The organism is Actinomyces sp. 432, assembly GCF_009930875.1.
GTDB lineage: Bacteria > Actinomycetota > Actinomycetes > Actinomycetales > Actinomycetaceae > Actinomyces.
The window spans coordinates 2,385,933-2,411,481 of sequence record NZ_CP025249.1; the positions used below are offsets into that span (position 1 = coordinate 2,385,933).

The 25,549-nt window shown below is 67.5% G+C and carries 21 protein-coding genes and 1 pseudogene; 8 read left to right on the plus strand and 14 right to left on the minus strand.

What is annotated here, in order from left to right; translation table 11 throughout:
• Nucleotides 1–130 precede the first annotated feature (130 nt).
• Nucleotides 131–706: a TetR/AcrR family transcriptional regulator gene (locus CWT12_RS09965; RefSeq protein WP_237564138.1), complete on the plus strand. Its 576-nt coding sequence runs from the start codon at nucleotides 131–133 to the stop codon at nucleotides 704–706.
• A gap of 48 nt (nucleotides 707–754) precedes the next feature.
• On the opposite strand, the gene CWT12_RS09970 is transcribed toward CWT12_RS09965, so the two are convergent.
• The 5 genes and pseudogenes from CWT12_RS09970 to CWT12_RS09990 form a co-directional block, all read right to left on the minus strand.
• Entirely contained in the window at nucleotides 755–985 is a 231-nt protein-coding gene (locus CWT12_RS09970; protein WP_161924678.1) for a hypothetical protein, read from the minus strand.
• Between the two features lie 28 nt (nucleotides 986–1,013).
• The gene (locus CWT12_RS09975) at nucleotides 1,014–1,832 is read right to left on the minus strand and encodes a Fic family protein (protein WP_202616196.1); all 819 of its coding nucleotides are present in this window, start codon (nucleotides 1,830–1,832) and stop codon (nucleotides 1,014–1,016) included.
• Nucleotides 1,833–1,958: 126 nt separating this feature from the next.
• The gene (guaA, locus tag CWT12_RS09980) at nucleotides 1,959–2,954 is read right to left on the minus strand and encodes a glutamine-hydrolyzing GMP synthase (RefSeq protein ID WP_161924680.1); all 996 of its coding nucleotides are present in this window, start codon (nucleotides 2,952–2,954) and stop codon (nucleotides 1,959–1,961) included.
• A 358-nt stretch (nucleotides 2,955–3,312) separates the two neighbouring features.
• A pseudogene (gene guaA, locus CWT12_RS09985) lies at nucleotides 3,313–4,910 on the minus strand (glutamine-hydrolyzing GMP synthase).
• A 133-nt stretch (nucleotides 4,911–5,043) separates the two neighbouring features.
• Entirely contained in the window at nucleotides 5,044–5,781 is a 738-nt protein-coding gene (locus CWT12_RS09990) for a sulfite exporter TauE/SafE family protein (RefSeq protein ID WP_161924681.1), read from the minus strand.
• A 100-nt stretch (nucleotides 5,782–5,881) separates the two neighbouring features.
• Here CWT12_RS09990 and CWT12_RS09995 point away from each other — a divergent pair, with 100 nt between their 5' ends.
• Nucleotides 5,882–7,255, plus strand: coding sequence for an MFS transporter (locus tag CWT12_RS09995; protein WP_161924682.1), 1,374 nt, complete (start codon nucleotides 5,882–5,884; stop codon nucleotides 7,253–7,255).
• 164 nt (nucleotides 7,256–7,419) lie between these two features.
• Here the strand turns inward: CWT12_RS09995 and CWT12_RS10000 are convergent, their stop codons facing one another.
• On the minus strand, nucleotides 7,420–7,686 hold the full coding sequence (locus CWT12_RS10000; RefSeq protein WP_161924683.1) for a mandelate racemase: 267 nt from the start codon (nucleotides 7,684–7,686) through the stop codon (nucleotides 7,420–7,422).
• A gap of 331 nt (nucleotides 7,687–8,017) precedes the next feature.
• On the opposite strand from CWT12_RS10000, the gene CWT12_RS10005 reads away from it, so the two are divergent.
• The 5 genes from CWT12_RS10005 (at nucleotide 8,018) to CWT12_RS10025 (ending at nucleotide 12,004) form a co-directional block, all read left to right on the plus strand.
• On the plus strand, nucleotides 8,018–8,890 hold the full coding sequence (locus CWT12_RS10005; protein ID WP_161924684.1) for a LacI family DNA-binding transcriptional regulator: 873 nt from the start codon (nucleotides 8,018–8,020) through the stop codon (nucleotides 8,888–8,890).
• Nucleotides 8,863–9,024, plus strand: a complete 162-nt coding sequence (locus tag CWT12_RS10010) for a hypothetical protein (RefSeq protein ID WP_237564406.1) — start codon at nucleotides 8,863–8,865, stop codon at nucleotides 9,022–9,024. Before CWT12_RS10005 ends, CWT12_RS10010 begins: the two co-directional genes overlap by 28 nt.
• Before the next feature lie 201 nt (nucleotides 9,025–9,225).
• Nucleotides 9,226–10,422 carry a Gfo/Idh/MocA family protein gene (locus tag CWT12_RS10015; RefSeq protein WP_161924685.1) on the plus strand — a complete coding sequence of 399 codons (1,197 nt, stop codon included), beginning with the start codon at nucleotides 9,226–9,228 and terminating at the stop codon, nucleotides 10,420–10,422.
• A gap of 75 nt (nucleotides 10,423–10,497) precedes the next feature.
• Nucleotides 10,498–11,424, plus strand: coding sequence for a myo-inosose-2 dehydratase (gene iolE / locus CWT12_RS10020; RefSeq protein WP_161924686.1), 927 nt, complete (start codon nucleotides 10,498–10,500; stop codon nucleotides 11,422–11,424).
• A gap of 73 nt (nucleotides 11,425–11,497) precedes the next feature.
• Nucleotides 11,498–12,004, plus strand: coding sequence for a pre-mRNA-splicing factor (locus CWT12_RS10025; RefSeq protein ID WP_161924687.1), 507 nt, complete (start codon nucleotides 11,498–11,500; stop codon nucleotides 12,002–12,004).
• Between the two features lie 18 nt (nucleotides 12,005–12,022).
• Here CWT12_RS10025 and CWT12_RS10030 read toward each other — a convergent pair whose 3' ends face one another.
• A complete protein-coding gene (locus tag CWT12_RS10030; RefSeq protein ID WP_161924688.1) occupies nucleotides 12,023–13,177 on the minus strand; it encodes a zinc-binding dehydrogenase in 1,155 nt (384 codons plus the stop codon).
• Between the two features lie 298 nt (nucleotides 13,178–13,475).
• Between CWT12_RS10030 and CWT12_RS10035 the strand changes: the two genes are divergently transcribed.
• On the plus strand, nucleotides 13,476–14,492 hold the full coding sequence (locus tag CWT12_RS10035; protein WP_161924689.1) for a LacI family DNA-binding transcriptional regulator: 1,017 nt from the start codon (nucleotides 13,476–13,478) through the stop codon (nucleotides 14,490–14,492).
• Nucleotides 14,493–14,638: 146 nt separating this feature from the next.
• On the opposite strand, the gene CWT12_RS10040 is transcribed toward CWT12_RS10035, so the two are convergent.
• The 7 genes from CWT12_RS10040 to iolD all read right to left on the minus strand — a co-directional run bounded on the left by CWT12_RS10040 (nucleotide 14,639) and on the right by iolD (nucleotide 25,462).
• Nucleotides 14,639–16,255 (minus strand): MFS transporter, encoded by a 1,617-nt coding sequence (locus CWT12_RS10040; RefSeq protein WP_161924690.1) that lies wholly within the window; start codon nucleotides 16,253–16,255, stop codon nucleotides 14,639–14,641.
• A gap of 837 nt (nucleotides 16,256–17,092) precedes the next feature.
• Nucleotides 17,093–18,547, minus strand: coding sequence for a sugar porter family MFS transporter (locus CWT12_RS10045; RefSeq protein ID WP_161924691.1), 1,455 nt, complete (start codon nucleotides 18,545–18,547; stop codon nucleotides 17,093–17,095).
• 266 nt (nucleotides 18,548–18,813) lie between these two features.
• The gene (locus CWT12_RS10050) at nucleotides 18,814–19,686 is read right to left on the minus strand and encodes a sugar phosphate isomerase/epimerase family protein (protein WP_161924692.1); all 873 of its coding nucleotides are present in this window, start codon (nucleotides 19,684–19,686) and stop codon (nucleotides 18,814–18,816) included.
• Nucleotides 19,687–19,723: 37 nt separating this feature from the next.
• Nucleotides 19,724–20,734 carry a Gfo/Idh/MocA family protein gene (locus CWT12_RS10055; protein ID WP_161924693.1) on the minus strand — a complete coding sequence of 337 codons (1,011 nt, stop codon included), beginning with the start codon at nucleotides 20,732–20,734 and terminating at the stop codon, nucleotides 19,724–19,726.
• Nucleotides 20,735–20,811: 77 nt separating this feature from the next.
• On the minus strand, nucleotides 20,812–21,753 hold the full coding sequence (locus tag CWT12_RS10060) for a sugar phosphate isomerase/epimerase family protein (RefSeq protein ID WP_161924694.1): 942 nt from the start codon (nucleotides 21,751–21,753) through the stop codon (nucleotides 20,812–20,814).
• Between the two features lie 226 nt (nucleotides 21,754–21,979).
• Complete coding sequence (locus CWT12_RS10065; protein WP_161925438.1) at nucleotides 21,980–23,473, minus strand: CoA-acylating methylmalonate-semialdehyde dehydrogenase; 1,494 nt, start codon at nucleotides 23,471–23,473, stop codon at nucleotides 21,980–21,982.
• Nucleotides 23,474–23,554: 81 nt separating this feature from the next.
• Entirely contained in the window at nucleotides 23,555–25,462 is a 1,908-nt protein-coding gene (gene iolD / locus CWT12_RS10070) for a 3D-(3,5/4)-trihydroxycyclohexane-1,2-dione acylhydrolase (decyclizing) (protein ID WP_161924695.1), read from the minus strand.
• Between the last annotated feature and the right edge of the window lie 87 nt (nucleotides 25,463–25,549).

A 25,549-nucleotide genomic window follows, 5' to 3' on the forward strand; every position in this document is an offset into this window, starting at 1 on the left:
GCACCCGCCTTCCATCGGGATCTGTCCGTTGACACCGTTGTACGCCCCGGCAACAGCCCCTTCAATGAGCAAAATAGCTCGATGGTACAATATCGAACCGTTCGTCTAGATTCGTCTAATGAGAGGCACCATGAACGAGGAAGACCTACGCGTGGTAAAGACACGCGAGAACATAGAGGGCACGTTCATGCGGCTTCTGGGCGAGAAGGACTTCTCTCAAGTCACCGTGGCCGAGCTCATTCGCGAATGCCGCATATCCAAGGGCACGTTCTACTACCACTACCGCGACAAGTATGACCTTGCCGAGAGGCTGCTACGGCGACAATTCGAGGTATTCGCTACCGTTGTGGATGAAAGCCGAACCGCCATTGAGAACGGCGATGCCGAGGTTGGACGCCTGGCGGCTACCCTCGTGCAGCTTGTCACCAATTTTGCTCGCCTGAGCTCCATCCGCACGCCCGAGCTGGACTCAAGGGAGGAGCTCACGCGTTTCCTGCAGGACAAGTTCGTTGCCTACATCGGCCAGCAGCCTGAGCTAAGGACCCGGGATCCCGAGCAAGTCGCCAGGTTCCTGGCCGCGATCGTCGTTGCCGAGGCCGAAATGGTCGGCGCGGGCAGGGTTGAGGCAGGCCCTGTCTTCTTTGAGGCGCTGCATGACCTGGCTGCCCTCATTGAGACGCTGCCAAGGCCCTCCACGCAACCCTGACCACCACCGCACGCAGCCTTCAGGATGCCGTCCCGAAAGCTATGCAGGTCAATATGACGCAGCAGAGGTACCGTCCACTTCGCACACCATCAGCCATTCGGTCTCATCGGCGCCGTCGCCCACGATCCGGAAGCCCAGCCGCTCGTACAGGCGGATGCGCGGCACCTGCCCGGTGAAGTCCTCGGGCACGTAGACCGCCTCCAGCAGGAAGTCCTCCAGCAGGGGCGTCTCCTCGAGCCGCAGCGACCGAATCGCGATTGCATCGTCTTCGATGATCAAAACCCGGTCTCCGCGGCTGGCCGGACGCTCAGCCGGTGTAAGGGATGCGGAAGTAGTCGAGGTGCTGTTTGAAGCGGTCCTGCGCAGCACGGCAGGTCTCCAGGAGGAGACCCGGCTGCGAATCCCATTCGCGCAGACCCCGGTAATAGAAGGCTTTCATGTCGTCGGTGATGATGAAGGGCACGACGCCACTCGCCAGACACTCACCCAGCATGATTAATCTCCCGACCCGGCCGTTGCCGTCCCGGAAAGGGTGGATGCGCTCGAAGCACACGTGCATGTCAATGATCTCTTCCAGGGTGTGGCGCTGAGCCGGACGATAACGGGTCAGGAGCGCACCTATCGCCTCAGGCACCTCTTCGGGCGGCGTCGTCGGCATCCCGGAGACCTCGTTGGGCACGCGCTTGTAGTCGCCGACGGCGAACCATTCCTTGGCGGCGTCGCCGGTCGCCGCCTTGAGAATGCGATGCAGACGCTTGATCGCACCCTCGGTGAGCGGCTCACCCACATGGTCGATTACAACGTCGATAGCGCGGAAGTGGTTGGAGGTCTCGACGACGTCGTCCACGCGTACCGGCCCCTCGGAGGCGTCTAGCGTACGGGTCTCGAAGATGAGGCGGGTCTGCTCCTCGGAGAGCCGACTGCCCTCAATCCGGTTCGAGGAGTAGGTGAGGTCGATCTGGAGGCGGTGGTAGATCCCGCCCTTAATCCTCTCCGCCTTCTCCGCTCGCAGCCGGGCCAGTAGCGGCGATCCGGGCACGTTGACGCGCTCCGCGGCATCATTCAGCAAGGGCGCCGTCGCCGCGCGTGATGGCCGCGTCACCGGCGCATCGTCATCAGTCGTCATCGGACACGATTGTAGGGTCCGGCGCCGTCTATTCGGCGGCCCAAGGTTCCATGCCACATTCCCGACCGGCTGCAGCATGCTGCACTTGCTTGGGGTAGCCCGTCGCGCGCCCCTCGCTCTACCTGCCTATTCCCATTCGATGGTGCCGATGGGCTTGGGGGTCAGGTCGTAGGCCACCCGGCACACGCCAGGGACCTCCGCCAGGATGCGGGTGGTGATCCGCCGCAGCAGCGGCCAGTCGAGCTCGGGCACCTCGGCGGTCATGGCGTCGACCGTGTTGACGCAGCGGATGATGACGGGCCAGTCGAAGGCGCGCTTGCCCTCGCGCACGCCGGTGGCGCGCATATCCGGCACCACGCAGAAGTACTGCCAGATGTCCTGGCCGGCGGCCTCGATTTCCTCGCGGACGACGGCGTCGGCCTCCCGCAGCGCCTCCAGGCGGTCGCGGGTGATCGCACCCAGGCAGCGCACCCCCAGTCCCGGGCCGGGGAAGGGCTGGCGCTCCACCATGGACTCCGGCAGGCCGAGCCGGCGGCCGACCACGCGCACCTCATCCTTGTAGAGCAGCTTGACGGGCTCGACGAGCTCGAAGTCCATGTCCTCGGGCAGGCCGCCGACGTTGTGGTGGGCCTTCACGCCTTCGGCTGACTCGAGAATGTCGGGGTAGATGGTGCCCTGCCCCAGGAAGCCGACACCCTCAAGCCCCGCAGCCTGCTCGGCGAACACGTTGATGAACTCGGCGCCGATGAGCTTGCGCTTGGCCTCGGGGTCGGCCACGCCCGCCAGCACGTTCAGGAACCGGTCCGTGGCATCGACGTATACGAGGTTGGCACCCAGCCCGTCCCGGAAGACCTCGATCACCTGCTCGGACTCGCCCTTGCGCATGAGGCCGTGGTTGACGTGGACGCTGATCAGCTGCTTGCCGATCGCCTTGATGAGCAGGGCGGCGACGACGGAGGAATCGACGCCGCCGGATAGAGCCAGCAGCACCTTGCCGTCGCCGACCTGCGCGCGCACGGCCTCGACGGCCTCGGCGATGAAGGCGTCCGCCAGCTCTGGGGTGGTGATGCGCTCCATGTCGGGGCGCTGGTTGGAGGTGAAGTCCACTGCGGTCTCCTTCATCGTCGCGTGCGTGCTCCGCGCCCGACTCTACTGCCATCCCCCGAGGCTGCGCGGAAGAAGCCGACCCCTCACGATGAGCCGGCACCCAAGATGTCAAAATCGATGACAAACGCGTCCAGGGGCGTCGGCGCCAGCGAACAAAACGTTGGAATCATGCGGGTGCCGGATCGGCTCTCGCCGGCATCGGGAGTGTTTGTCATCAAAATTGACACTTCCACCCCGGACACACACCACCACGCGTAAGCTCCCACGTCCCAAACCGGAAGAGCGCGACCTGCAAGCCTAAGACGGCAACGAGCCGCGAGACCTCTGCCATGTCATCGTTTTGAAGAGCGCCTGGCCGGAGAGACCTCGCCCGCTACTCCCACTCGATGGTGGCCGGGGGCTTGCTGGTCACGTCCAGCACCACGCGGTTGACCTCCGGGACCGCGTTTGTGATGCGCGTGGAGATGCGAGCCAGCACGTCGTAGGGCAGCCGCGTCCAGTCCGCCGTCATGGCGTCCTCACTGCTCACCGGCCGCAGCACCACCGGGTGCCCGTAAGTGCGCCCGTCGCCCTGCACACCCACCGAGCGCACACCGGCCAGCAGCACCACCGGGCACTGCCAGATCTCCCCATCCAGCCCCGCCGCCTTCAACTCCTCGCGGGCGATCGCGTCCGCCGCCCGCAGGACGCGCAGGTTCTCCGCCGTCACCTCGCCGATGACGCGAATACCCAGCCCCGGGCCGGGGAAGGGCTGGCGGGCCACGATCCCCTCGGGCACACCCAGCTCCCGGCCGATGGCGCGCACCTCGTCCTTGAACAGGGCGCGCAGCGGCTCGATCAGCTCGAAGTCCAGATCCTCGGGCAGGCCACCCACGTTGTGGTGGCTCTTGATGTTGGCGGCGCCCTCGCCGCCGCCGGACTCCACCACGTCCGGGTAGAGCGTGCCCTGCACCAGGAACTTGATCTCCCCGCCGGCGGCGCCCACCTCCTCAATCACACGCCGCTGGGCGGCCTCGAAGGAGCGGATGAATTCCCGGCCGATGATCTTGCGCTTGGCCTCCGGCTCACTCACGCCCGCGAGCGCGGTCAGGAAGCGCTCGGACTCGTCCACGGTGATCACGCGGATGCCCATGCCCTGGGCATAGTCGTGCTCCACCTGCTCGCGCTCGCCGGCGCGCAGCAGGCCGTGGTCCACGAAGATGCAGGTCAGCTGGTCCCCGATGGCCCGGTGCACCAGGGCCGCGGCCACGGAGGAGTCGACGCCGCCGGACAGGCCGCAGATTACGTGGGCGTCGCCCACCCGCTCCCGGATGGCCTCGACCTGCTCGTCGATGATGTTGCCCGGCGTCCAGGTGGCGGGAATGCCGGCGCCGTCGTGCAGGAAGTTCTCCAGTGCCCGCTGCCCGAACTGCGAGTGCATCACCTCCGGGTGCCACTGCAGCCCGTACAGGCGCCGGGCGGGGTCCTCGAAGGCGGCCACGGGCGTCTGCGCGGTGGAGGCGGTGACGGTGAAGCCGTCCGGGGCGGCCTGCACGGCGTCGCCGTGGCTCATCCACACCGCCTGCCGGGCGGGGTGCCGGCGAACAGGCAGGAGTCGGGGTCGACGTCGGCCTCGGTGTGCCCGTACTCGCGGGTGCCGGTGCGCCCGACGGTGCCGCCGAGGGCCTGGGCCATGGTCTGGAAGCCGTAGCAGATGCCCAGCACCGGCACCCCCGCGTCGAACAGGGCCGGGTCCACACCCGGGGCGCCGTCGGCGTACACGGAGGCGGGCCCGCCGGACAGGATGATGGCGGCCGGATGCTTGGCGAGCATGCCCGCCGCCGACATGCTGTGGGGCACGATCTCGGAGTAGACGCTCGCCTCGCGCACGCGACGGGCGATCAGCTGGGCGTACTGGGCGCCGAAGTCCACCACGAGGACGGGGCCGGTCCGGCCCTCCTCCCCGGTGGCGGCATGGGGAGATGTCGTCACCGGCACAGGATAGCGGGATCCGCCGCTGCGATGACGACGACGTCCGCGAGCGCCACGGCCGAGCACCACGGCCACCCGAACGCTCTTCGACGTGCGCGCTTCCAGCACCCTCCGCCTGCCAGTGCGCCCCGCCTCACACCAGCAGGTAGGCGGCGGACAGCACCGTCAGCACAGTCACCAGTGGATCGAAGATCTTGTTGTCCATGTGCCCGGCCAGCCAGCGCCCTCCCAGCGCCGCAACCACCACGACCGGCACCAGCGCCAGGTCCAGCCACAGCGTATCGGGCCGGATAATGCCCAAGCCGATCGAGAAGGGCAGTTTTACGAGGTTGACAATGAAGTAGAACCACGCGGTGGTCCCCAGGAAGGTCGCCACCGGGAACCGCGAGGCCAGGAAGTACATACTGGTGACCGGTCCGCCGGCGTTGGCGGCCATGGTGGTGAATCCCGCCAGGGTGCCGTAAACGGCGCGCCCCACCCGGCCCTGGATCTGCGGGGGCCGCGGCAGCCGCATGAGCAGCAGGGTGACCGCGATCAGTGCCAGCAGCAGCACGCCGATGAACTTCTTGGTGACCTCGTCGGAGGCCACGCGCAAAAAGAGCGCGCCCAGCACCACGCCCGCGAGCACTCCGGGGACGAGCCGGCGCAGCGTGCCCCAGTCGGCGTCGCGCCGGTACATGCTGATCGCCAGCACGTCCCCCACCAGCAGCAGCACCAGCATGGTGCCGGTGGACTCCTTGGCAGGCAGCACCGTGGCGAACAGGGCGACGGCGAGCGTGGCCGCACCAGGAAGTGCGGTCTTGGCCAGGCCGATGGCGGCGGCGGCGATGATGAGGATGAGCCATGTCGGAGTGGACAACATTGTCAGCACAAATGCATCCTAATACCTGTGCGCCCCGCCGACCGGGGCCCATGGTCGCATCTCGGGCGGCGCAGCCCGCAAGCAGCTCCTCCTGGCAGGAAGACGATTGATGACAACCGCTAAGCGTACCCCGCCGCAAAGGCGCCTGCGGGCCCTGCTCCTGGGCTCCGAACTGGCCTCCGGGGCCGCCTGGGGCGCAGTCGGCGCAACCCTGGCGGGCAGCAGCGGAGCAAGGGCGGCACTGACCGCCCACGGCAGCGCGGGCGCCGATTCGCTCGCGCCCCTACTGCTGACACTCGCAGCCCTGCCGCTGGGCTCCCTCGTGGGAGCGCCCGCCCTCGACTTTGTCTCCCGCGCCGGCGGACGCCGCCCGGCGATGCTTACGTGTGCGGTCCTAACCGTGCTCGGCTGCCTGCTGGCAGCCGCGGACAGGTCATTCCTGTGCGTAACCGGTATAGGTGTGGTCGGCCTGGGGGTGGGCGGCTACGCGATTGTGGCACCAAAGCTGGCCCACGAGCTGGCCGAGCACGGGCACCGTCGGCTGATGCCGCGGATGCGGGCCGCCGCCCCGGCCGGAGCCGGCCTGGCGGTGCTGGCCGGCGCGCTGGGCGCACTGCTGTCCCCCGCACAGGGCGTGGCCTGCGCCTGGACTACTCCACAGCTGGCAGCAATTGGCTCACTACTACTGATGCTAACCCTGCCGGAGACGCCGCAGTGGTATGCCGCGCAGGGGCGCGTGGACGCCGCTTACGCGGCGCTGCAGCGCATGCTGGGCGGGCTTGAGGCCGCCGTCGGCATCGACTGGGTGATGATGGATACCGGCACGCGCGGTGAGCAGCACCCGATCGGCCGCTCCGACCTCGCGATTAAGCGTGTTAGGCGCACCGTCGTCGCCGGGCTACTGCTTGAGGCCGTACAGGCCCTGCCGTTGGGCCTGGCGAGCCTGTGCCTGGGGCCGTCCCTACTGGCCCAGGCCGCCGGCGCTGCCGACGCCGCCGGGACGGGGATGACGACCTTGCCGGTCGGCATCGCCGCAGTCCTAGCCGCGGCCTGGGCGGCTATTGCACTGCTGGGCACCAGGCGGCGCGGCGACCTCTACGCCTACGCCTGGATTCTTGCGGGCATCGGCGCCTCCGCCTGCGCCGTCACGCTGCTGGCTCTAGCCGATACGGTCCACGGCGTCGGCCTGGTGACACTGCTGGCCGGCGTGGACGCACTGCTGGTGGCCTGCCAGTTCCTAGCCGTGGCTCCCGCGTGCACGGGCAGCATCGACCCGCTCGTACCGCCCTGGCTGCTGCGTTCGCAGCGGCGCGCCGTCGCTACGCTCAGGCCGCTGGTGCAGTTGGTCTCCGTGACGGCTCCGGCGCTGCTGCTGGCGCTGGTGCCCGCCCCCACGGCGATCGGGGTCGTACTGGGCTGCCAGGTGCTCAGCCTTCTCGCCGCGGTGGTGACACTGCCGTGGGCTCTGGCGGCAATGCGCTGAGCACAGCAAAAAGCGCCGGCCCGTGGGGTCGGCGCTCGGCGCTTGGCTCGCGGCGGTCTCACTGCACGCGCCCCGCCGACGGCGCAGGTGCTGCGCGGTCCGCGTCGCCCGCGCAGCTCGGGAGGAGCAGGGCGCAGGCCCGTCCTCCGGTTCGGTTCAATGCTTCAGTCGGCCAGGATGTTCACAGCGGTGTACACGCTCACAAAAGTGGCAACCGCGGTGAGCAGGCCGGCGGCGATCAGCAGCGGAGCAGATGACGCGATGAGGCCGACGACGGTCATCACGAGCAGCACGGAGCCGACAACCAGCAGGGCGATCTGGAACGTCAGAAGCTCGGTTGCGCCGGCCTCGTCCCGCGTTGCGGTAGTGGGCTGGGCGGTGGCGGACTGCGGGGTGGTGACGGTGGCGACGTCGACGACGGGTGCGTTCATGTTGGCTTTCCTTCCAGTTCCTGTGCGGAACCGGTCGGGCGGCCCGCACAGCGGTGTGCCCGACCCTGCGGTCGGCGCCGACCTGTCTGGCCGGCAACCCGTACACTAGAAACTTCCCCAACGGTTTGTAAATACAAAGCGCTGATATTCGCGTCACGTTCACGCCGTCGCCGGCACTCCCGGCCCGCGCGCCCGGCACCCCGCGCCCAGCGACGGCACCCACCACCAGGACGGCCCCGCCCGCACCCCGCCACAGTGCACGGCCTATCCTGGCACCGCCTACACCGCATCCCGCACCCCCTCCCGACCCCGCACCTCAAGGAGTGACGCCGTGACAGCCTCATCTCGCCCGGCGTCACTACACGCCACGCAGCAGGACGTCGCCGCCGCGGCGGGCGTGTCCCGCGGACTCGTGTCACTGGCTCTCAAGGGCGGGGGCCGCATGTCTCCGCAGACGCGCCGCCGCATCCTGGACGCCGCAGCGCGCCTTGACTACCACCCCAATGCGGCGGCGGCCGAGCTGGCGGCCCGCCAGTCCCGGCGCCTGGCGGTGGTGGTGCCCTACCTGGACAACCCCTTCTTCGGCCTGCTGCTGCGGGCGCTGCGGCGGCGGGCCAGGCAGGCCGGCTACACCTTGGTTGCACTGGTCTCAGACCTGGGCGAGGACCTGGAGAGCTCAACCATCGACGACGTCCTGTCCCTGCGCCCGGCCGGACTCATCCTCCCCGGCACCTCCATGACAGCCACGGAGCTGCGGGACCTGGGTCGGCGAGTCCGTCTGTGCGTGATCGACCGCAGCCTGCCGGAGTCGGCCGACATCGCGACCGTGCGGCTCGACGAGGCCGACGCCGCCCGATTGACCGTGGAGCACTTGACCTCGCAGGGATATACCCGCCTGACCTTCCTCTCCCCCGCCGCACGGCTGCGGGAGACGATCCTTGGCGAGCGGGTTGAGGAGTGCCGCAAGGCCGCGGCGCGTGCCGGGGTGGGCCTCACCGAGGTCAGCGCCGACGCGGGCGTGGGCGCGGCCATCGCACAAGCCCTGGAGGTGGGCACAGGACCACTGGGACTGATCGCGTACAACGACCTACTGGCGATTGACGCCATCGCCGCGGGCTGGGGCACGGACTCAGCATCCCCCACCAGCTCGGAGTCTCCTCCTACGACAACACCCCCCTGGCCGAGGGCATCGAACTGCGCATAACCAGCATCGACCAGAACCCGGACATGCTGGCGGCCGGGGCGCTGGAGGCCCTACTCAATCCGGGGGACATCTCCGGCTTTCGTCGCGTGGTGCCGGCCCGGCTGGTTGAACGCTCCTCCACGGCACGCCACTGAGCCATCGCGCCGACCACCGACTCGCACCAACCCCGTCTACCCCGCCGGCCTCACCCCGAAGCCATCCCCACAAAGCGGTGCTTGACAGGACAAACACTCATCCATAGACTGCTCGTACACCGCTGCTGACACGCGTTACCTCAATGGTTGCCTTGGCCACTGACGACGTTTCGGTCGCGGCAACCGACAAAGGAGTCACCTATGACCACTAAACGCAAGTTGGGAGTCGGGGTCATCTCCCTGGGCTGGATGGGCCGCCTACACGCCCGCAGTTACCGCTCCCTGTCCGAGCGCTTCCCGGAACTGGGAGTTGAGGCCCGCCTCGTGGCCGCCGCCGACCCGATCGAGGAAGCGCAGCGGGCCGCCGTGGAGGACCTGGGCTTCGAGCGCGCCTACGCCGACTACCGCGAGCTGCTGGCCGATCCGGAGGTTGAGCTTGTCTCCATCGCCTCTCCGAACTTCCTCCACGAGGAGATCGCCCTGGCCGCCGTAGAGGCCGGCAAGCCGTTCTGGATCGAGAAGCCCATGGGTACCTCGGCCGAGCAGTCGGAGAGCATAGCCCGCGCCGCCGAGGCCGCCGGCCTGGTCACCGCCGTCGGCTTCAACTACCGGCACGCGCCGGCGATTGAGTACATGCGCGAGCTCATCCGCTCCGGGAAGCTCGGCCGCATCACCAACGCCCGCATCTGGTTCATCGCCGACTACAACTCCTCTCCCCGCAGCCCCCTGACCTGGCGCGCCTCCCGGGAGAAGGCGGGCGCCGGCGTCGTCCCGGACCTGATGAGCCACGGGGCGGACCTGGCCCAGTACCTGATCGGCCGCATCGCCTCGGTCACCGCCCTGACCGACACCTTCATCAGGGAGCGCCCCATACCAACCAAAATGGGCATCGGCCACTCCGGCTTCGAGATCGGCGACGAGGTCGGCGAGGTTGAGAACGAGGACTACGTGGGCATGCTCACCCGCTTCGAAGGCGGCGCCGTGGCCACGATGGAGTCCTCGCGCGTGAGCGTGGGGCCGCGCGCCGAGTACGTGGTGGAGGTCTACGGCACGCAGGGCTCGGCCCGCTGGAACTTCGAGCGGCTCAACGAGCTCGAGGTCTGCCTGGGCGTGGACGGCGGGCCCACCCACGGCTACCGCCGCGCCATGGCCGGCCCCGCCTGGGGCGAATGGCACCGCTACCAGCCCGCCATCGGCACCTCCATGGGCTTCGACGACCTGAAGTCCATTGAGGCCGCCCAGTTCGTCCGGTCCGTCCTGACCGGCGAGCAGCACGCCCCCTCCGCCGCCGACGCCTGGTGCGCCGCCGAGGTCGACGCCGCCGTCGTCGCCTCCGCGGCCGACGGGCAGTGGCACGACGTCGCCCGCGTTCAGGGCCGCACCACCTTCGACGCCTGAGTCCGAGCAACCGCAACAACCAGACAGACACATTCGCAACCGCATCAAACCCAACCGCATCAAAGGAGATCGCTCATGAGCTTCCGCCTCGACCCCACCACCGCCATCAACGACCCCCACGGCATCACCTGGGGCATGCACCCCATCGCCTGGCGCAACGACGACATCAAGGAGGTCGGCGCCTTCAACACCCTGGAGGACATGCTCTTGGACCTGGCGGACCTGGGCTACCGCGGCACCGAAGTGGCCGGCTGGTTCCCGGCCAAGGAGGTAGCCAAGGAGCGCGCAGACGCCCGCGGCATCGCCATCGTCGCCCAGTGGTTCTCCTCCTTCATCGTGCGCGACGGCGTGGACGCCGTCATCCCGGAGTTCACCGCCACCTGCGAGTACCTGCAGTTCCTGGGCGCCACCCGTGTGGTCGTCTCCGAGCAGACCGGCTCCGTGCAGGGCAAGCGCGACGTATGCATCTTCACCAACAAGCCGGTGCTCACCGAGGAGCAGTGGCCGGTGCTGGCCGCCGGCCTGAACCGCCTGGGCGAGATCGCCAGGGAGCACGGGCTCACCCTGGTCTACCACCACCACTTGGGCACCGTCATCCAGACCAAGGCCGAGACCGTCAGGCTCATGGAGCTGACTGACCCGGGCAAGGTCTCCCTCCTGTTCGACACCGGCCACGCCTTCGTCGGCGACGGCGACGTCATGGGCCTGCTTAAGGCCACCATCGACCGCGTTGCGCATGTGCACTTCAAGGACGTGCGCCCGGAGAAGCTGGAGGAGTCCAGGCAGCTGGAGCGGTCCTTCCTGGACTCCTTCCTGGCGGGCATGTTCACCGTTCCCGGTGACGGCATGATCGACTTCACCGAGCCCTACAAGCTCCTGATCGACCACGGTTACCGGGACTGGATCCTGGTGGAGGCCGAGCAGGACCCGGCCATCGCCAACCCCCACGAGTACGGCGCCAAGGCCCGCGCCTACATCGAGTCCGTACTGTTCAGCGTTTGAGCCCACTCCTCGGCGGGTCCGCGGCCCGCGACACGGGCAGCGGACCCGGCACCAGTACTGAGCCGCCATCATCATGATTCACGGATTCTTCACCGACGTCTCCCGTTGGAACCGCAGCACCACGGGCTTCACCAGGAATGACGCCCTCCTCATCGCCTATTGCGCCGCAGTATGGATCGTTCTGGTGCGGCTCGCCATGGGGCACCTGCTTGGCGCAATGACACATTCCCCGTTGCGCATGGCGGCATTGTGGTGCATGGCAGGATACTCCGCCTGGTTGGCACTGCCCGTCGTTCAGATCTTCACACCCTGGGAGTCAGCGCGACGCCTGTTGCGCACCGCGATCCACGGCGTCTCCATACTGGCCGGCGCCGGCAGCCTAGGGTTCCTCAGCGGCGTTTGGTCCATAACGCGAGCGCCTGCGCTCGCCCAGGACTATTTCTGGGAGATCACATTCCCCGGAGGCGCCCTCATCCTACTGGGACTCGTTGGACTGGCATTTTCATCTGCCGCTCTGCGGCACAGCCGCAACAACATCCCTATGGATCAACCCGCCTCCGGGGAACGCAGCATCGACTGAGTTTCTCCCGCGCCTATCTCACAGGCTCATATCCACAACCGCACGCCCCTGGATCTGGCGGTTGCGCAGGGCCTCGTAGCCGGCACCCGCCTCCTCAAGCGAGAACCGGCGGGAGACGACGTCCTTGTAATTGATGACGCCGCGGGCGGCCAGGTCGACGACGGCCGGCAGGTCCTGGCGGGTGCGGGCGCCATAGGAGCCGAGGATCTTCTGCGAGCGGCGCACGGTGCGGTTGATCTCGACCTCGGCGGTCTGCACGCCGGCGCCCAGGCCGATCGGGACCATGCGGCCGCCGTCGGCCAACACGTCCAGGGCGGTCTTCCAAGTGGCGGGGATGCCCAGAGCCTCGAAGGCGACGTCGACGCCCTTGCCGCCGGTGAGCTTCAGAACCTCCTCGCGGGCGTCCTGAGTGACGGAGTTGACCACAGCGGTGGCACCGTATCCGGGCATGGGCGCAAGCTTCTCATCGGAGACGTCGATGGCGATGACCTGGCTGGCGCCGAAGGCGCGGGCGACCTGAACGATGTTGGTGCCCACCCCGCCGGTGGCGACGACGGCGACGGTCTCCCCAAAGCGCAGGTCGGCGCCGCGTCGCACAGCCCCGTAGCCGGTCATGGCGGCGCAGCCGAGGATCGCTCCGGGGACCAGGTCGAGCGCGTCGGGCACGGGGGCCACCGAGGTGGCGGGGATGACCGCATACTCGGCCAGGCCGCCCATGGAGTACATGTAGATGGGGTCGCCCTCAAGGGTGGCCAGGCGGGTGGTGCCGTCGTAGAGAACCCCTTTGAGACGGTTGAGGTCGAAGAACGGCCCGCACAGCTCGTCATGACCGGCCGCGCAGGCCTCGCACTGGCCGCAGGGCATGAGGAAGCCGCCGGCGACGTTCTGGCCGACCTCCAAGCCGGTGTGCTCATTACCCGGCCCAAGCTCAACTATGGTGCCGGTTACCTCGTGCCCGAGCACGGCGGGCTTGGGGAAGGCAATGGCTCCGCCGATCACGTGCAGGTCGGAGTGGCACAGGCCGCACGCGGCGACCTTGACCAGCACCTCCCCACTCTTCGGGTGGGGGGTACGAATGGTTTCTACCTGGAGGCCGACATCGGGATCGCGCAGCACCGCGGCGCGCATGGTTTCCGGGATGGTGGTGTTCTGGACTGCATCGTTGCTCGTCATGTGGGTATCCCTCTCGAAGCGGACGCGACGATCGCGCCCCGGCGCAAGGCCTGGGCCGAGCCTATCACCACAACAATCATTTGTCAGGACATATTGGCCAAGCGCCCTCGGCTCCCGCAAGCACTCCCCCACGCGCGCATGGCGCGGGCGGCCCACACCTGGAGTCCATCGAGGCATGCCCGGTGGACGGCGTCCTCTTGCGCAGATGCGCCTTGTTAGGCGCGCACCGCTGCCCCACTAGCACGTTCGTCCGCTAGAGTCCCTCCCGTCCGCACCTTGGCGGACGGGAGGGAACACCATGCCTACCAGCGGTCAGGACGTCACCCAGTCCGACGTCGCCGCGGCTGCCGGGGTATCACGCAGCCTCGTCTCCCTCGCGCTGAGCGGCTCACCCAAGGTTGCCGAGGACACGCGCACGCATATCTTGCAGGTGGCCGCCTCGCTCGGCTACCGCATCAACACGGCTGCCTCCGCACTGGCGCGCCAGCGCTCAACCACGATTGGGCTGGTACTTCCCAACCTCCGCAATGCCTTCTTCGAGCAGGTCTCCCGCTCGCTGGACGAGGCCGCGGCCGCGCAGGGGCTAACCGTTTTCGTCACCGTCGGCGCGCAGGACCAGGACCGGCTGCAGCGCGCGATCGGATCCCTGCTGGGCGTGCGGGTGCTCGGACTGATCCTGGTCTCCCCGTGGCTCACCGACGCGCAGCTGGTCGCCCTGGGGCAGGAAGCGCCCACCTGCCTGATCGGTCGGCTCCCACCGGGCGGGCACGTCGACGCCGTACACATCGACGAGCGACAGGCCGCCGGGCAGATCGTCTCCCACCTGGCCTCGCGCGGGGTCAGCTCCCTGGGCTACGTGGCCCCCCGCATCGGCGACGACGCCTCACGCCTGGCCCGGGAGGAGGCCTTGGCCCGGGCCGCCGGTGACGTGGGCCTGCCACTTACCACCGAGGAGGCCAGTGCCGATGACGCCGGGGCCGCCATCCGCAGTCTGCTGCGCGTGGGCACGCCGCAGATGGGGCTGATCGCGCACAATGACATGCTCGCCATCGACGCCGTCGCCGTGCTGCGGGAACTGGGACGCCATGGGGCGGGGCGCATTCCGCTGGTCTCCTACGACAACACGTACCTGGCGCGCCGTTCCGAGTTCGCCCTAACCAGCCTGAACCAGCCGGACCAGCAGATGGCCGCGGCGGCGGTGCGCCTCGTCGTCGAGCGGGCGGCCGCACTCGCGCGGCACCCCGACGCACCTCCCCCACCCAACGACATTCAGGTCGCGGGCCGCCTAGTCGTCCGCGCCTCCTCCACCGTCTAGGTGCTCGGCTCCGGGGGCGCGAACGCTCGGCCTACCCACGACTACAAGATCGACTCGCGCCTTCCTGCGCGCACGGGCAGCCGGGCACGTCGTTGGCGTCGATCCCGGCACGTCAGTGGTGCCGGGACCGGCCCGGGCAGCGGGGGTCAGCTGTATTCGCGCTCGAAGCGCTCCTCCAACTCCTCCAGGGAGTCGTACTTCGTCTCGGGCACGAACTTGATGTAGAAGATCAGCGAGACCACGTTGATCAGGCAGAACACCAGGTAGGTGCCCGCGCCGCCGAGCCTGTCCATCATGATCGGGAACACGATCGCGACGATGGCATTGGCGATCCACAGGGCACCGACTGCCAGCCCCATGGCGGTGCCGCGGATCTTGCTGGGGAAGATCTCAGCGATCAGGATCCAGGTGACCGTCCCCGACTGCTTGGCGAATACAAACAGGCTCACGATGATCAGCACCAGGAAGGGCGCGAAGGTCGGGGCGCCCACGATGTCGCCGTCGGCGTTCTGGTAGGGCTGGATCAGGAAGAAGAACACCGCCGACAACAGCCCCAGGGAGACCACAATGCTGATCTCCTGGTAGATGCCGACGTGCCGGCGGGCGAACTTGGTGACCAGCCACAACCCGACCGCCGAGCCGATGAAGGACACGCCTCCGGACACCACGTTCAGCGAGATGGCATCACTCATCGGCAGCCCCGCGGCGGCTAGCACCTTCGGGGTGTAGTACATGGCGGTGTTGATGCCGGTCAGCTGATCGGCCAGACCCAGGATGATACCGATGATGAGCAGGTGGCGCGTCCACCGGGTGCTCCAGATCTGGGACAGCCTCCACTTCTCCTGGTTGGCCTCCTTGCGCTGGATCTGCAGCATCTCGTCGATCTCCTCGGCAATGGGGCCGTCCTTGGCCTCGTTGCGCACGCGCTTGAGGGAGCCGATCGCCTCCGGTATGCGCAGGTTGGCCACATACCACCGAGACGACTCGGGCATGAGCCGAATGCCGATCCACAGGGCGACGGCCGGAAGGGACGCCAGCACCAGCATGTAGCGCCAAGTCACGCCGTTGCCGGAGCTGACCATGACGTCGGCGAAGTTCTGCACGCTCTCCCAGGCGACGGTATCACCCGCCCGCGCGACCGTATTGCCCGCACTGTTGACGACATCGCGCGAGACCGTCACCTCCGGGCCGCCGTACATCCGGGCCAGGATCGCGTTCATGGAGTAGGCAAGGAACTGTCCGAAGACGATCATCATCTGGTCTACCGCAACCAGGGTGCCGCGGATACGCTTGGGTGCCGTCTCACCGAGGAAGACCGGCACGGTTGCTGAGGCTCCGCCGACGGCGAATCCGAGGATCACCCGGAACAGGTACAGGATCCAGATGTTGGGCGCGAACGTGCAGCCCAAGGCGCCGAACAGGAAGATGATGGCCAGCAGGGTGATGTTGTGGCGCCGGCCATACTTGTCGGAGAGCTTGCCGCCTACGGACGCGCCCAGCGCTGCACCGATGCACAGCAGCCCACCGATCCAGCCCTCCTCCGTGGTGGTTAGGGCCAGCCCGTCTGCCGTGCGCGGCAGGTACATGTATGGCAGGGCGCCGGAGATCACGCCGGTGTCGTAACCGAACAGCAGGGATCCCAGGGTGGCGACAACAGCGATCGCGCCCAGCGAGCGCTTCCTGCCCGACGGCGGGGTCTGGTCGACCAGCTCCTGAATCTTCGCGCGGCTGTACTCACCGGCAGCCAGAGTCGTTGTGGACATTGTTAATAACTCCTTGGGGAACCTGCCGAGGTACGCAGGTTAGAGGACGCGTAGATGCTAGGCGATTAACGACCCTTCGTGTCTTTGGGCGCGGCTGGCAGACGGAGGCGGTGGGTGGTGGTTGGCATGCGCGGCGCGTGCGCGATGACCCGGGCGCGCACGGCGGGGTCCACACTCGTGGCTTGCGTTTGACGGCTCACCGACCACAACGCGCTTCGCCGCCGCGGCTGGGGCTCGCCCGCCACAACGACGACTTGTGTGATCAGCCCCACAACCCGCGCGGAACGGCGTCAACCCACCGGGCACGGTGACGACCCGCGCCCCCGGGAACGACCTCCACCCGGCGAATACGACCTCGCCGGCCCGAGTACGACCTTCGCCCGGCGAAAACGTCCTCATCAGCCCGAAACCCTCCACGATGTGGAGGGTTTGGGGAGTACGAGGTCGTATTCGGCTGGTGTGGGGTGGTCGAGTACGACCTCGTACGCCCGAATGCGACCTCATCAGCCCGAGAACGACCCCGTGCACTCACCCGAATACGACCCCGCGAGCCCCAAAACGACCCCCCGCGCGGCGAATACGACCTTCGCCCGGCGAATACGATCTCGCCGGCCCGAGGAGGCGTTCCCCGAGCACGATCACCACGCCCCAGACCCGAGAAACCCGCCCGCCCCGGCGCAAATGCCTAACCCGCCGGCCCCGACCACGCGCGGCATGCACATGCATGCGGGGCCGACCACCGCACCCGGCAGTGGCCGACCCCGCAGTTGGGCGGGTCACGTCGCGGCACCAGAGCGCCGACGCTCCGCCGCTGGATTCAGTTATCCCGGTTGCTCGCTACTTGCGGCGCTTGAAGAGCTCACCGCTGATCACATCCGCCTCCAGCTGCTCCAGCGTACGGCCCTTGGTCTCGGGCACGAACATGAAGAAGAAGACGAAGGCGATGACGTTCAGCACGGCGAATACGAGGAAGGACATGGACAGCCCGATCGCCGAGATGACCGAGGCGAAACCCAGGCTCAGGAAGGAGTTGGTCATCCACAGGACGAAGACCGACAGCCCCATACCGAAGGCGCGCATCTTCAGCGGGAAGATCTCCGACAACGTCACCCAGGTCGCCACGTTCAGGCACAGCTGCATCGATCCCACGAAGAACACGATCAGTGCCAGCAGCACGAAGGGCTTGACATCGTTCTCCGGCAGCACGCTCGCCGCAGTCGCAATGAGCACGTGGGTGATCGCAACCAACGCGTAGCCCCACAGGAAGGTCTTGCGCCGGGAGAAGCGGTCCATCATCTGCAGGGCGATCACCGCAGCAATCACCGAGATCGTGGCCGGTGCGATATTGGCGATCAGGGCCGCCCCGGTGCTGAAACCGGATTCCTCCAGCACCCGCTCCCCGTAGTAGAGGATGGAGTTGATGCCCGTGGTCTGCTGGAAGAAGCCGATTCCGCAGCCGATGAGGACGATGCGCACCAGGTTCTTGTTGGAGAAGATCTCCTTAACGCTCATGTTGACCCGGCTGGCCTCCTCCTTGCTGGCAGCCTGGATCTCAGCCAGCTCGGGCTTGGCGCGTCCCTCAGGCCGCAGGTCGTCGAGAATCTCGAGCGCCTCCTGCTCACGTCCCTTGTCGGCGAGCCAGCGCGGCGACTCGGGCAGACGCGTCACCCCCAGCAGCAGGAGGATTGCGGGCACAGCGGCCAGCGCAAACATGGCTCGCCACACCCACGGGTACTGGCTGCCCCAGACGTTGCCGATAATGGCGTTCATGATGATGGCCAGCAGCTGGCCGGTCACGATCATCATCTCGTTGCGTCCGGCCAGCGACCCGCGAATCTCATAGGGTGCGAGCTCCGCCAGGTAGACCGGCACCACCACGGAGGCCGAGCCCACGGCCAGCCCCAGGATGACCCGCCCGAAGGCCAGCATCGGCAGGTTGACTGCGGTGACGACCACGACCACGCCCACAATAAACATTGACGCCATGAGCGTGATCGCCGTCTTGCGGCCGATCATGTCCGAGATGCGCCCGCCAGTCAGCGCACCCACGGCGCTGGCGAAGAGCAGGGAACTGACCGCGATGCCCAGGCCGAAGTCGGTCAGGTCCAGCTGATCGGGCCTGACCATGAAGCTCTGGGCACCATTGATGACGCTGGTGTCGTAGCCGAAGAGCAGACCGCCCAGGGTGGCGATCAGGGCGACGACAGTCAGCCGGGCGCGGTAGGGACCCGGCGTCAGCGGGGGCAGCTTAGTCGCTCCGGGAGGGGCGCTGGCGGTTGGACTGTGTGACACGTTGACTCCTTTGTCGACTCATACGGTGGGCTTCACGGTAGCACAATTACCACGAAATTGTCAGGACAAATTGTGCGAGGGAATCGTCCCACGTGTGAGGATCGGGTTGATGAGGGATTTGAGATATGCGCCTGGCGACCTGTCAGCGCAGTGCCTCCAGGCGCTAGCGGACCTGGGCCGCGCCGCCGCAGCGGGCGGCAGCCCCGCACACTGCGGGGTGCGGGCGGGGCGGCTGCTGGGCGCGCAGCGCAGCAGCCGCCCCCGGATCAGCCGCCGAGCTCCTGGGTCAGGCGCTCCAGCGCGGCCTTGTTGTACTCGTCGGCCCGCTCGTGCCAGCCGAAGATGCACACGGATACCACACCGTCGAAGCCGACCTCACGCAGTGTGCCGAACACCTGGTCCCAGGGGACCTCGCCGTTACCGATGGCATTGTGCTGGTGGACGGTCACATCTGCTCCCGGCGGATTGATGATGTACCGGTTGCCGTCGTTGATGCGGTGGTTGAAGCCGTCGGAGACGTGCACCTCACGGAGCTTGCCCGCTGCGGCGGCGGTGCGGATCATGCGGTCGGCGTCGCCGGCGCCGTCGGACAGGTGGAAGGTGTGCGGGCAGCAGTACTCGTAGCCGAGCCAGTCCTTGTCCACCGAGCGGACGATTTCGAGCGCCCGGTCGTGCAGCTCGACGAAGTCGTAGGGGTGCGCCTCCATGTTCAGGCGGATGCCGTACTTCTCGAAGTGCGGGATCAGCTCCTCAATGGACTTGTACCACTGCTGCTCGGAACGGCTGGCGAGGTTGCGGTCGCCGGAGAACTCCGAGACGATGTCGCGCACGTCCAGGGCGTCCGCGAGTTCTAGCAGGCGCCGCCAGTTGCGCACCTGCGCCTGGCGCTCGGCCTCATCGGGCGAGGACCAGTTGAACACCGGGTTCAAGGTGCGCACCTTGACGCCGGAGTCCTTCTCCGCCTGCTTGAGCTCGGAGATGAAGGCGCGGTCGGCCTTGGGGTAGTGGTGCCAGAGGTGGAACTCGTTGTTGGGCGAGAGCTCCACGTACTTGAACCCGAGCTGCGCGGCCTTGTGCAGGGTGTCCGCAGTGGACATGCTCAGGTAGTACATGTTCGGATCCAGGGCGATATCGACCATGAGGCCTCTCCTTTCGGTGGTTGCGTCCCGGCCAGCGTCAGGCGTAGAAGTCCGGCTTGTCGATGAGGGTGACGTCAACCAGAGGTGAGGAGGCGTCCTCCAGCGAGGCGACGGCGGCGTCGACCACGGAGGTGGCCGCGTAGCCGTCCCAGGAGGTTGAGCCGGTGTGCTCGTCGCGGGCGACGGCGTTGATCCACTCCTGGAACTCGCGGTTGAAGGCACCCTGGAAGCGGTCGATGTGCGACTGGCACATGGCGTTGCGGTTGCCGTAGGCGTCGCGGATGTGGATCTTCTCCTGGTCGCCCAGGCGCACCGCCGCGGTCTCGAGCACGAGCTCGCACTCGATGGAGTATGCCCACTGCAGGTTGACGTTGACCTCGTCGTCGATGCGCACGCCGGACTCGGTGTACATGACCACCACGACCGGGTCGATCAGGTGGTCGAAGCGGTGGGTGGTGGACTTCGGGCGCTCGACGCGCACCTTGACGATCTCCTCCCCCAGCAGCCAGCGCATGGTGTCGATCTCGTGGATGGCGGTGTCGTCGATGGCCATGCGCGAGGTGTAGGACTCCGGCACCGACGGGTTGCGGTGGCGGTTGTGGACCAGCAGCGCCTGCCCGTTCTCCCCCGCATCCAGGACGGCCTTCATCTCGTTGTAGGCGGCGTCGAAGCGGCGCATGAAGCCGACGGTGACCAGCTTCTTGCCGGCCTTCTGCTCGGCCTGCATGATCTTGAGGCAGTCCTCGGCGGTGGTGGCCAGCGGCTTCTCGCACAGGACGTACTTGCCGGCCTCGATGCACTTGATGACGTCAGGAGCGTGCACCTTGCCGAAGGTGGCGATGACGACGGCGTCGACCTCGGGGTCATTGATCAGCTCGTCGGAGGTGTGGTAGGCCTTCGCCCCGTAGGGCTCGGCGGCCGAGACTGCGGCGTCGTGGTTGATGTCCGCCACGGCGACGATCTTGCCGCCGGACAGGTCGTTGGTGATGCGGGCGAGGTGGGCGCGGCCCATGCCGCCGGCGCCGATGAGACCAATGCGAACGGTCATTACTTCTCTCTCTTCCTTGAGACTTCGCTGAGGCTTCGTTGTGGCTGAGGCTTTGCGGGCGGGCTCGGCAGCGCCGCTCAGGCCAGGCCCAGGCCGCACTCGGCCAGGTACTTGCGCATGTTGATGGCGTTGGGCTTGGGGAAGGACGGGTCACAGGGGTAGCAGTCCTGCTCGCAGATGCAGTAGATCGGCTTGTCCAGCTCGGCGAGCGCGTCCACGAAGGCGTGCATCTCCGGCAGGCCCGCCGGCGGGCAGACCGAGGCGCCCTTGGTGACCGCCTCGCCGAAGGGCCAGTCCTTCTCATGGGCCTCACGAGTGATGTCCTCATCGAAGGCCTTGATGTGCACGTAGGTGATGCGCTCGGGGTACTTCTTGCACAGCTCCACCGGGTCGCCGCCGCCGTAGACCACGTGACCGGAGTCCAGGCACAGGTTGACGTACCTGGGGTCGGTGGCGTCGAAGATGCGGGCGATCTCCTCGGGCGTCTCAATGTGGGAGTCGCCGTGGGGGTGCAGCACCATCTTCAGGCCGTAGTCCTCCAGCAGCATCTGGCCGAGCGCGTTGGCGTGCTCGACGTACAGCTTCCAGGCGTCGTCGCTCAGGACGCGGTCGTCGGTCCACTCCCAGGTCTTGTCATCGCGGTAGAGCGGGGGCAGGTGAACCATGTACTCGGCGCCGACGGCGGCGTGGGTCTCGGCGATCTCCCGGAAGTGCCTGACCGTCTCGGGCCAGGCCTCGGCCTTGTGCAGAATGCCCCAGCCGGTTCCTGCGACGACCCGCATGCCGTACTCGTCGCACCACTTCTGGAGCTCCTTGGGGTCGGTGGGGAAGTAGCCCCAGGGGCCGGTCTCGATGACCTCGAAGCCGGCCTCGGCCATCTCCTCCCACGCCTGGCGGGGCGGCATCTGCTTGGGATCGTCGGCGAACCAGACACCCCACTGGTCCGGACACACTCCGATGGTGAGCTTGGAGTACTTCGGGTCGTTGGTGTTGACGGCCTTGGAGGCGGTAGACGTCATTGTCACTCCTAGGAGTTCAGCTGGATCGCTCGGACCGGTGGCGGCCGACCCGAGCGTCCGAATCGTTTCGGACAACTACGAGTGTAACGGTCGGCACCCGAAAACACCAGAGATTTGTACTGACAAATTTGGGGACGAGCTTGGCCCGACGCAGCGCGCGCCGTGCGCCCCCGCAGCCATGGCACTGCAGGGGCGCACGCGCGGGGACCGCGCCGTCTAGCCGCGCCTACTCCTCGCGCTGGAAGGACATCGTGGCCGCGTAGGTCTTCTCACTGGGCCAGCGGGAGGTGATCGCCTTGGCCCTGGTGTAGAACTTCACGCCCTCCGGACCGTGAATGTGCGTGTCCCCGAGCAGGGACTCCTTCCAGCCACCGAAGGAGTAGTAGGCCACCGGGGTCGGGATCGGGACGTTGATGCCGACCATGCCAGCCTCGACGTCCAGCTGGAAGCGGCGGGCGACGCCGCCGTCGTTGGTGAAGATGGCCGAGCCATTGCCGTAGGGCGAGGAGTTGACGATCTCGATGGCCTCCTCGTAGGTGTCGGCGTGCACAATGGAGAGCACCGGCCCGAATACCTCCTGCTGGTACAGCTCGGAGTCCAGCGGCACGTTGTCAACAATGGTGGGGCCCAGGAAGTGTCCGTTCTCGTGCCCGGGAACCACTAGCCCCCGGCCGTCCAGGACCACGTCACCGCCCTTGGACTCGCCCTCATTGATCAGCCCGATGATGTTCTCCTTGGACTTCGCGTCGATGACCGGCCCCATCTCCACGCCCTCGTCCATGCCGTAGCCAACCTTGATCTTCTCGGCGTGCGCCTTGACGCGCCGGGCGAGGTCCGGACCGATCCCGCCGACGGCGACGACGACGGGCAGCGCCATGCAGCGCTCGCCGGCGGCGCCGAAGGCGGCGGCCGAGATGTGCTGGGCGGCGAAGTCCAGGTCGGCGTCGGGCATGACGATGGCGTGGTTGTTGGCCCCGCCGAGGGCCTGCACCCGCTTGCCGTGGGTTACGCCGGTGTCCTGCACGATATGGGCCACCGGGGTGGATCCCACGAAGGAGATGGCGTTGATCCCCGGGTGCTCCAGCACCTTGGTGACCATCTTCCGGTTGCCGGCGACGACGTTGAACACGCCGTCGGGCAGGCCGGCCTCCTTGTACAGCTGGGCGGTCAGCAGGGCCGCCGACGGCGTCATGGATGCGGGCTTGAGAATGAAGGCGTTGCCGGTGGCGATGGCGATCGGGTGCATCCACATGGGCACCATGGCCGGGAAGTTGAAGGGGCAGATACCCGCGACCACGCCGACTGGCTGGCGCAGGGTGTGGATGTCCACACCCGTGGAGATGTCGTAGGAGTACTCCCCCTTCAGGGCGAGGTTGATCGCGGTGGCGAAGTCGAGGGTCTCCCGGCCGCGCTGGATCTCCCCGATGGCGTCGGAGTAGTTCTTGCCGTGCTCGGCCACGATCAGCCGGGCCATCTCATCCTGGTGCTCCAGGACGAGGTCCCGCATACGGAACATGATGGCGGTGCGCTTGGCCAGGGAGTACTTGGCCCACTCCTTCTGCGCCCGGGTGGCCACCTCGACGGCGTAGTCGAGGTCGGCGTCCGAGGCCTGCAGCAACTCGGCCTCTACCTCGCCGGTGCCCGGGTTCTCCACCGGGAAGCGGCCGATCGGGCTGCCCTCGTAGGGCTTGCCGTCAACCCAGTGGGTGATCGTCCGCAGGTCGGGCGCTGAGGTGCTCTGTGTCATCACTGACTCCTTCGTGTGTTCTCGGTTCAGGCTCGTTCAGGTAGGGGCCGCCGCTCACAGGTAGTGGCGCTGCGGCTTGCGGTCCTCGACGTACTGCTCGTAGGCCTTCTGGGTGGACTCCAGGTTGGAGACGCCGGAGACCACCACGTCCCACCAGGAGGAGGACGGCGGGTTCGGGCCGTACAGATCGGTCTCGATGTGGATCATGGCGGCCTCGTCCCCGGCGTGCGCCTGGGCGTAGGCCTCCTTGAACTCCGCAATCGTGGAGACCCGGTAGACCTTCAGGCCCCAGGACTCGGCGTTCGCGGCAATGTCCACCCCGGCGATCTTGTCCTCGTCCTGCAGGTGGCCGCCCTGGCCGCGGCGGCGGTACTTGGTGCCGAAGCGCTGGGAGCCGTGGGACTCGGACAGCGACCCGATGGAGGCGAAGCCATAGTTCTGCAGCAGTACGTAAATGACCTTGATGCCCTCCTGGGCCACCGTGGCCAGCTCCATGGGGAGCATCTGGTAGGTGCCGTCCCCGACGATGGAGACGACCTCGCTCTCCGGCCTTGCCAGCTTCACGCCCAGCGCCGCCGGGATCTCGTAGCCCATGCAGGAGAAGGCGTACTCCACGTGGTACTGGACGGGGGTCTTGGCCTGCCACAGGGCCTGGAGGTCGCCGGGCATGGAGCCGGCGGCGTTGATAACCACGTCCTCGTCGCCGAGCAGCTCGTTGAGGGCGCCGAATACCTCCGTCTGCGCCGGCAGCGGCTGGTGGTCCAGGTGGTAGCACTTGTCGGTGGCGGCGAACCAGGCCTCGCGCTCGCGGGCGATCTCCGCGGTGTAAGCGGGCTCCACGTGGTAGTCGGCCAGGGCCTCAGTCAGCGCCACCAGTGCCTCGCGGGCGTCGGCCACGACCATCTCCGCGCTCTCCTTGGCTGCGTCGAAGGCGGCGACGTTAACGTTGACGAACTTGACGTCGGGGTTCTTGAACTGGGTCTTGGATGCCGTGGTGAAGTCGGAGTAGCGGGTGCCGACGCCAATGATCAGGTCGGCCTTGTCCGCCAAGTGGTTGGCGGAGTCGCCGCCGGTGGAGCCGACCCCGCCCACGGCGCAGGGGTGGTCGAAGTTAATGGCCCCCTTGCCGGCCTGCGTGTCAGCCACCGGGATGCCCGTGGCGGTGGCGAAGGCGCGCAGCTCCTCGGAGGCCTCGGAGTAGATCGCTCCGCCGCCGGCGATCACCAGTGGCCGCTTGGCGGCGCGGATCAGGGCTACGGCGCGCCCCAGGGCGGCCGGCTCGGGCACGGGGCGGCGCACGTGCCACACGCGCTTGCGGAAGAACTCGATCGGCCAGTCGTGGGCCTCGGCCTGGACATCCTGCGGCATGGCGATGGTGACGGCGCCGGTATCGGCCGGGTCGGTGAGCACGCGCATGGCGTTCAGCAGCGAGGGGATGAGCTGCTCGGGGCGGTTGATGCGGTCGAAGAACCGGGACACCGGCCGGAAGGCGTCGTTAACGGTGATGTCCAGCGTGGTGGGGTCCTCCAGCTGCTGGAGGACCGGGTCGGGCACGCGGGTGGCGAACTGGTCGGAGGGGAACAGCAGCACGGGCAGGCGGTTGGTGGTGGCCAGGGCGGCGCCGGTGACCATGTTGAGCGAGCCGGGGCCGATGGAGGCGGTGCACATGTAGGTCTGCAGCCGGTTCTTGGTCTTGGCGAAGGCGGCGGCCGCGTGCACCTGCCCCTGCTCGTTGCGGGGCATGATGTAGGGCATCGGCTCCTCGCCCTCCAGGGGGGCGACCTCGTTCTGCAGCAGCGCCTGACCGATACCGGCCACGTTGCCGTGGCCGAAGATGCCGAAGGCGCCGGCAATCAGGCGCTGCTCGACGCCGTCACGCTCGGAGTACTGGTTGGACAGGAAACGGATGGTGGCCTGGGCGACGGTAAGGCGGATGGTGCCCGCGTAGGCTTCATTGCTCATGGGTGGGTTCTCAATCTGTGCAGGTTTGCTGGCTGGTTTACTTGCTGGTTGCTTGATTGGCTTATCGGCGGGGCGCACGGGACGCAG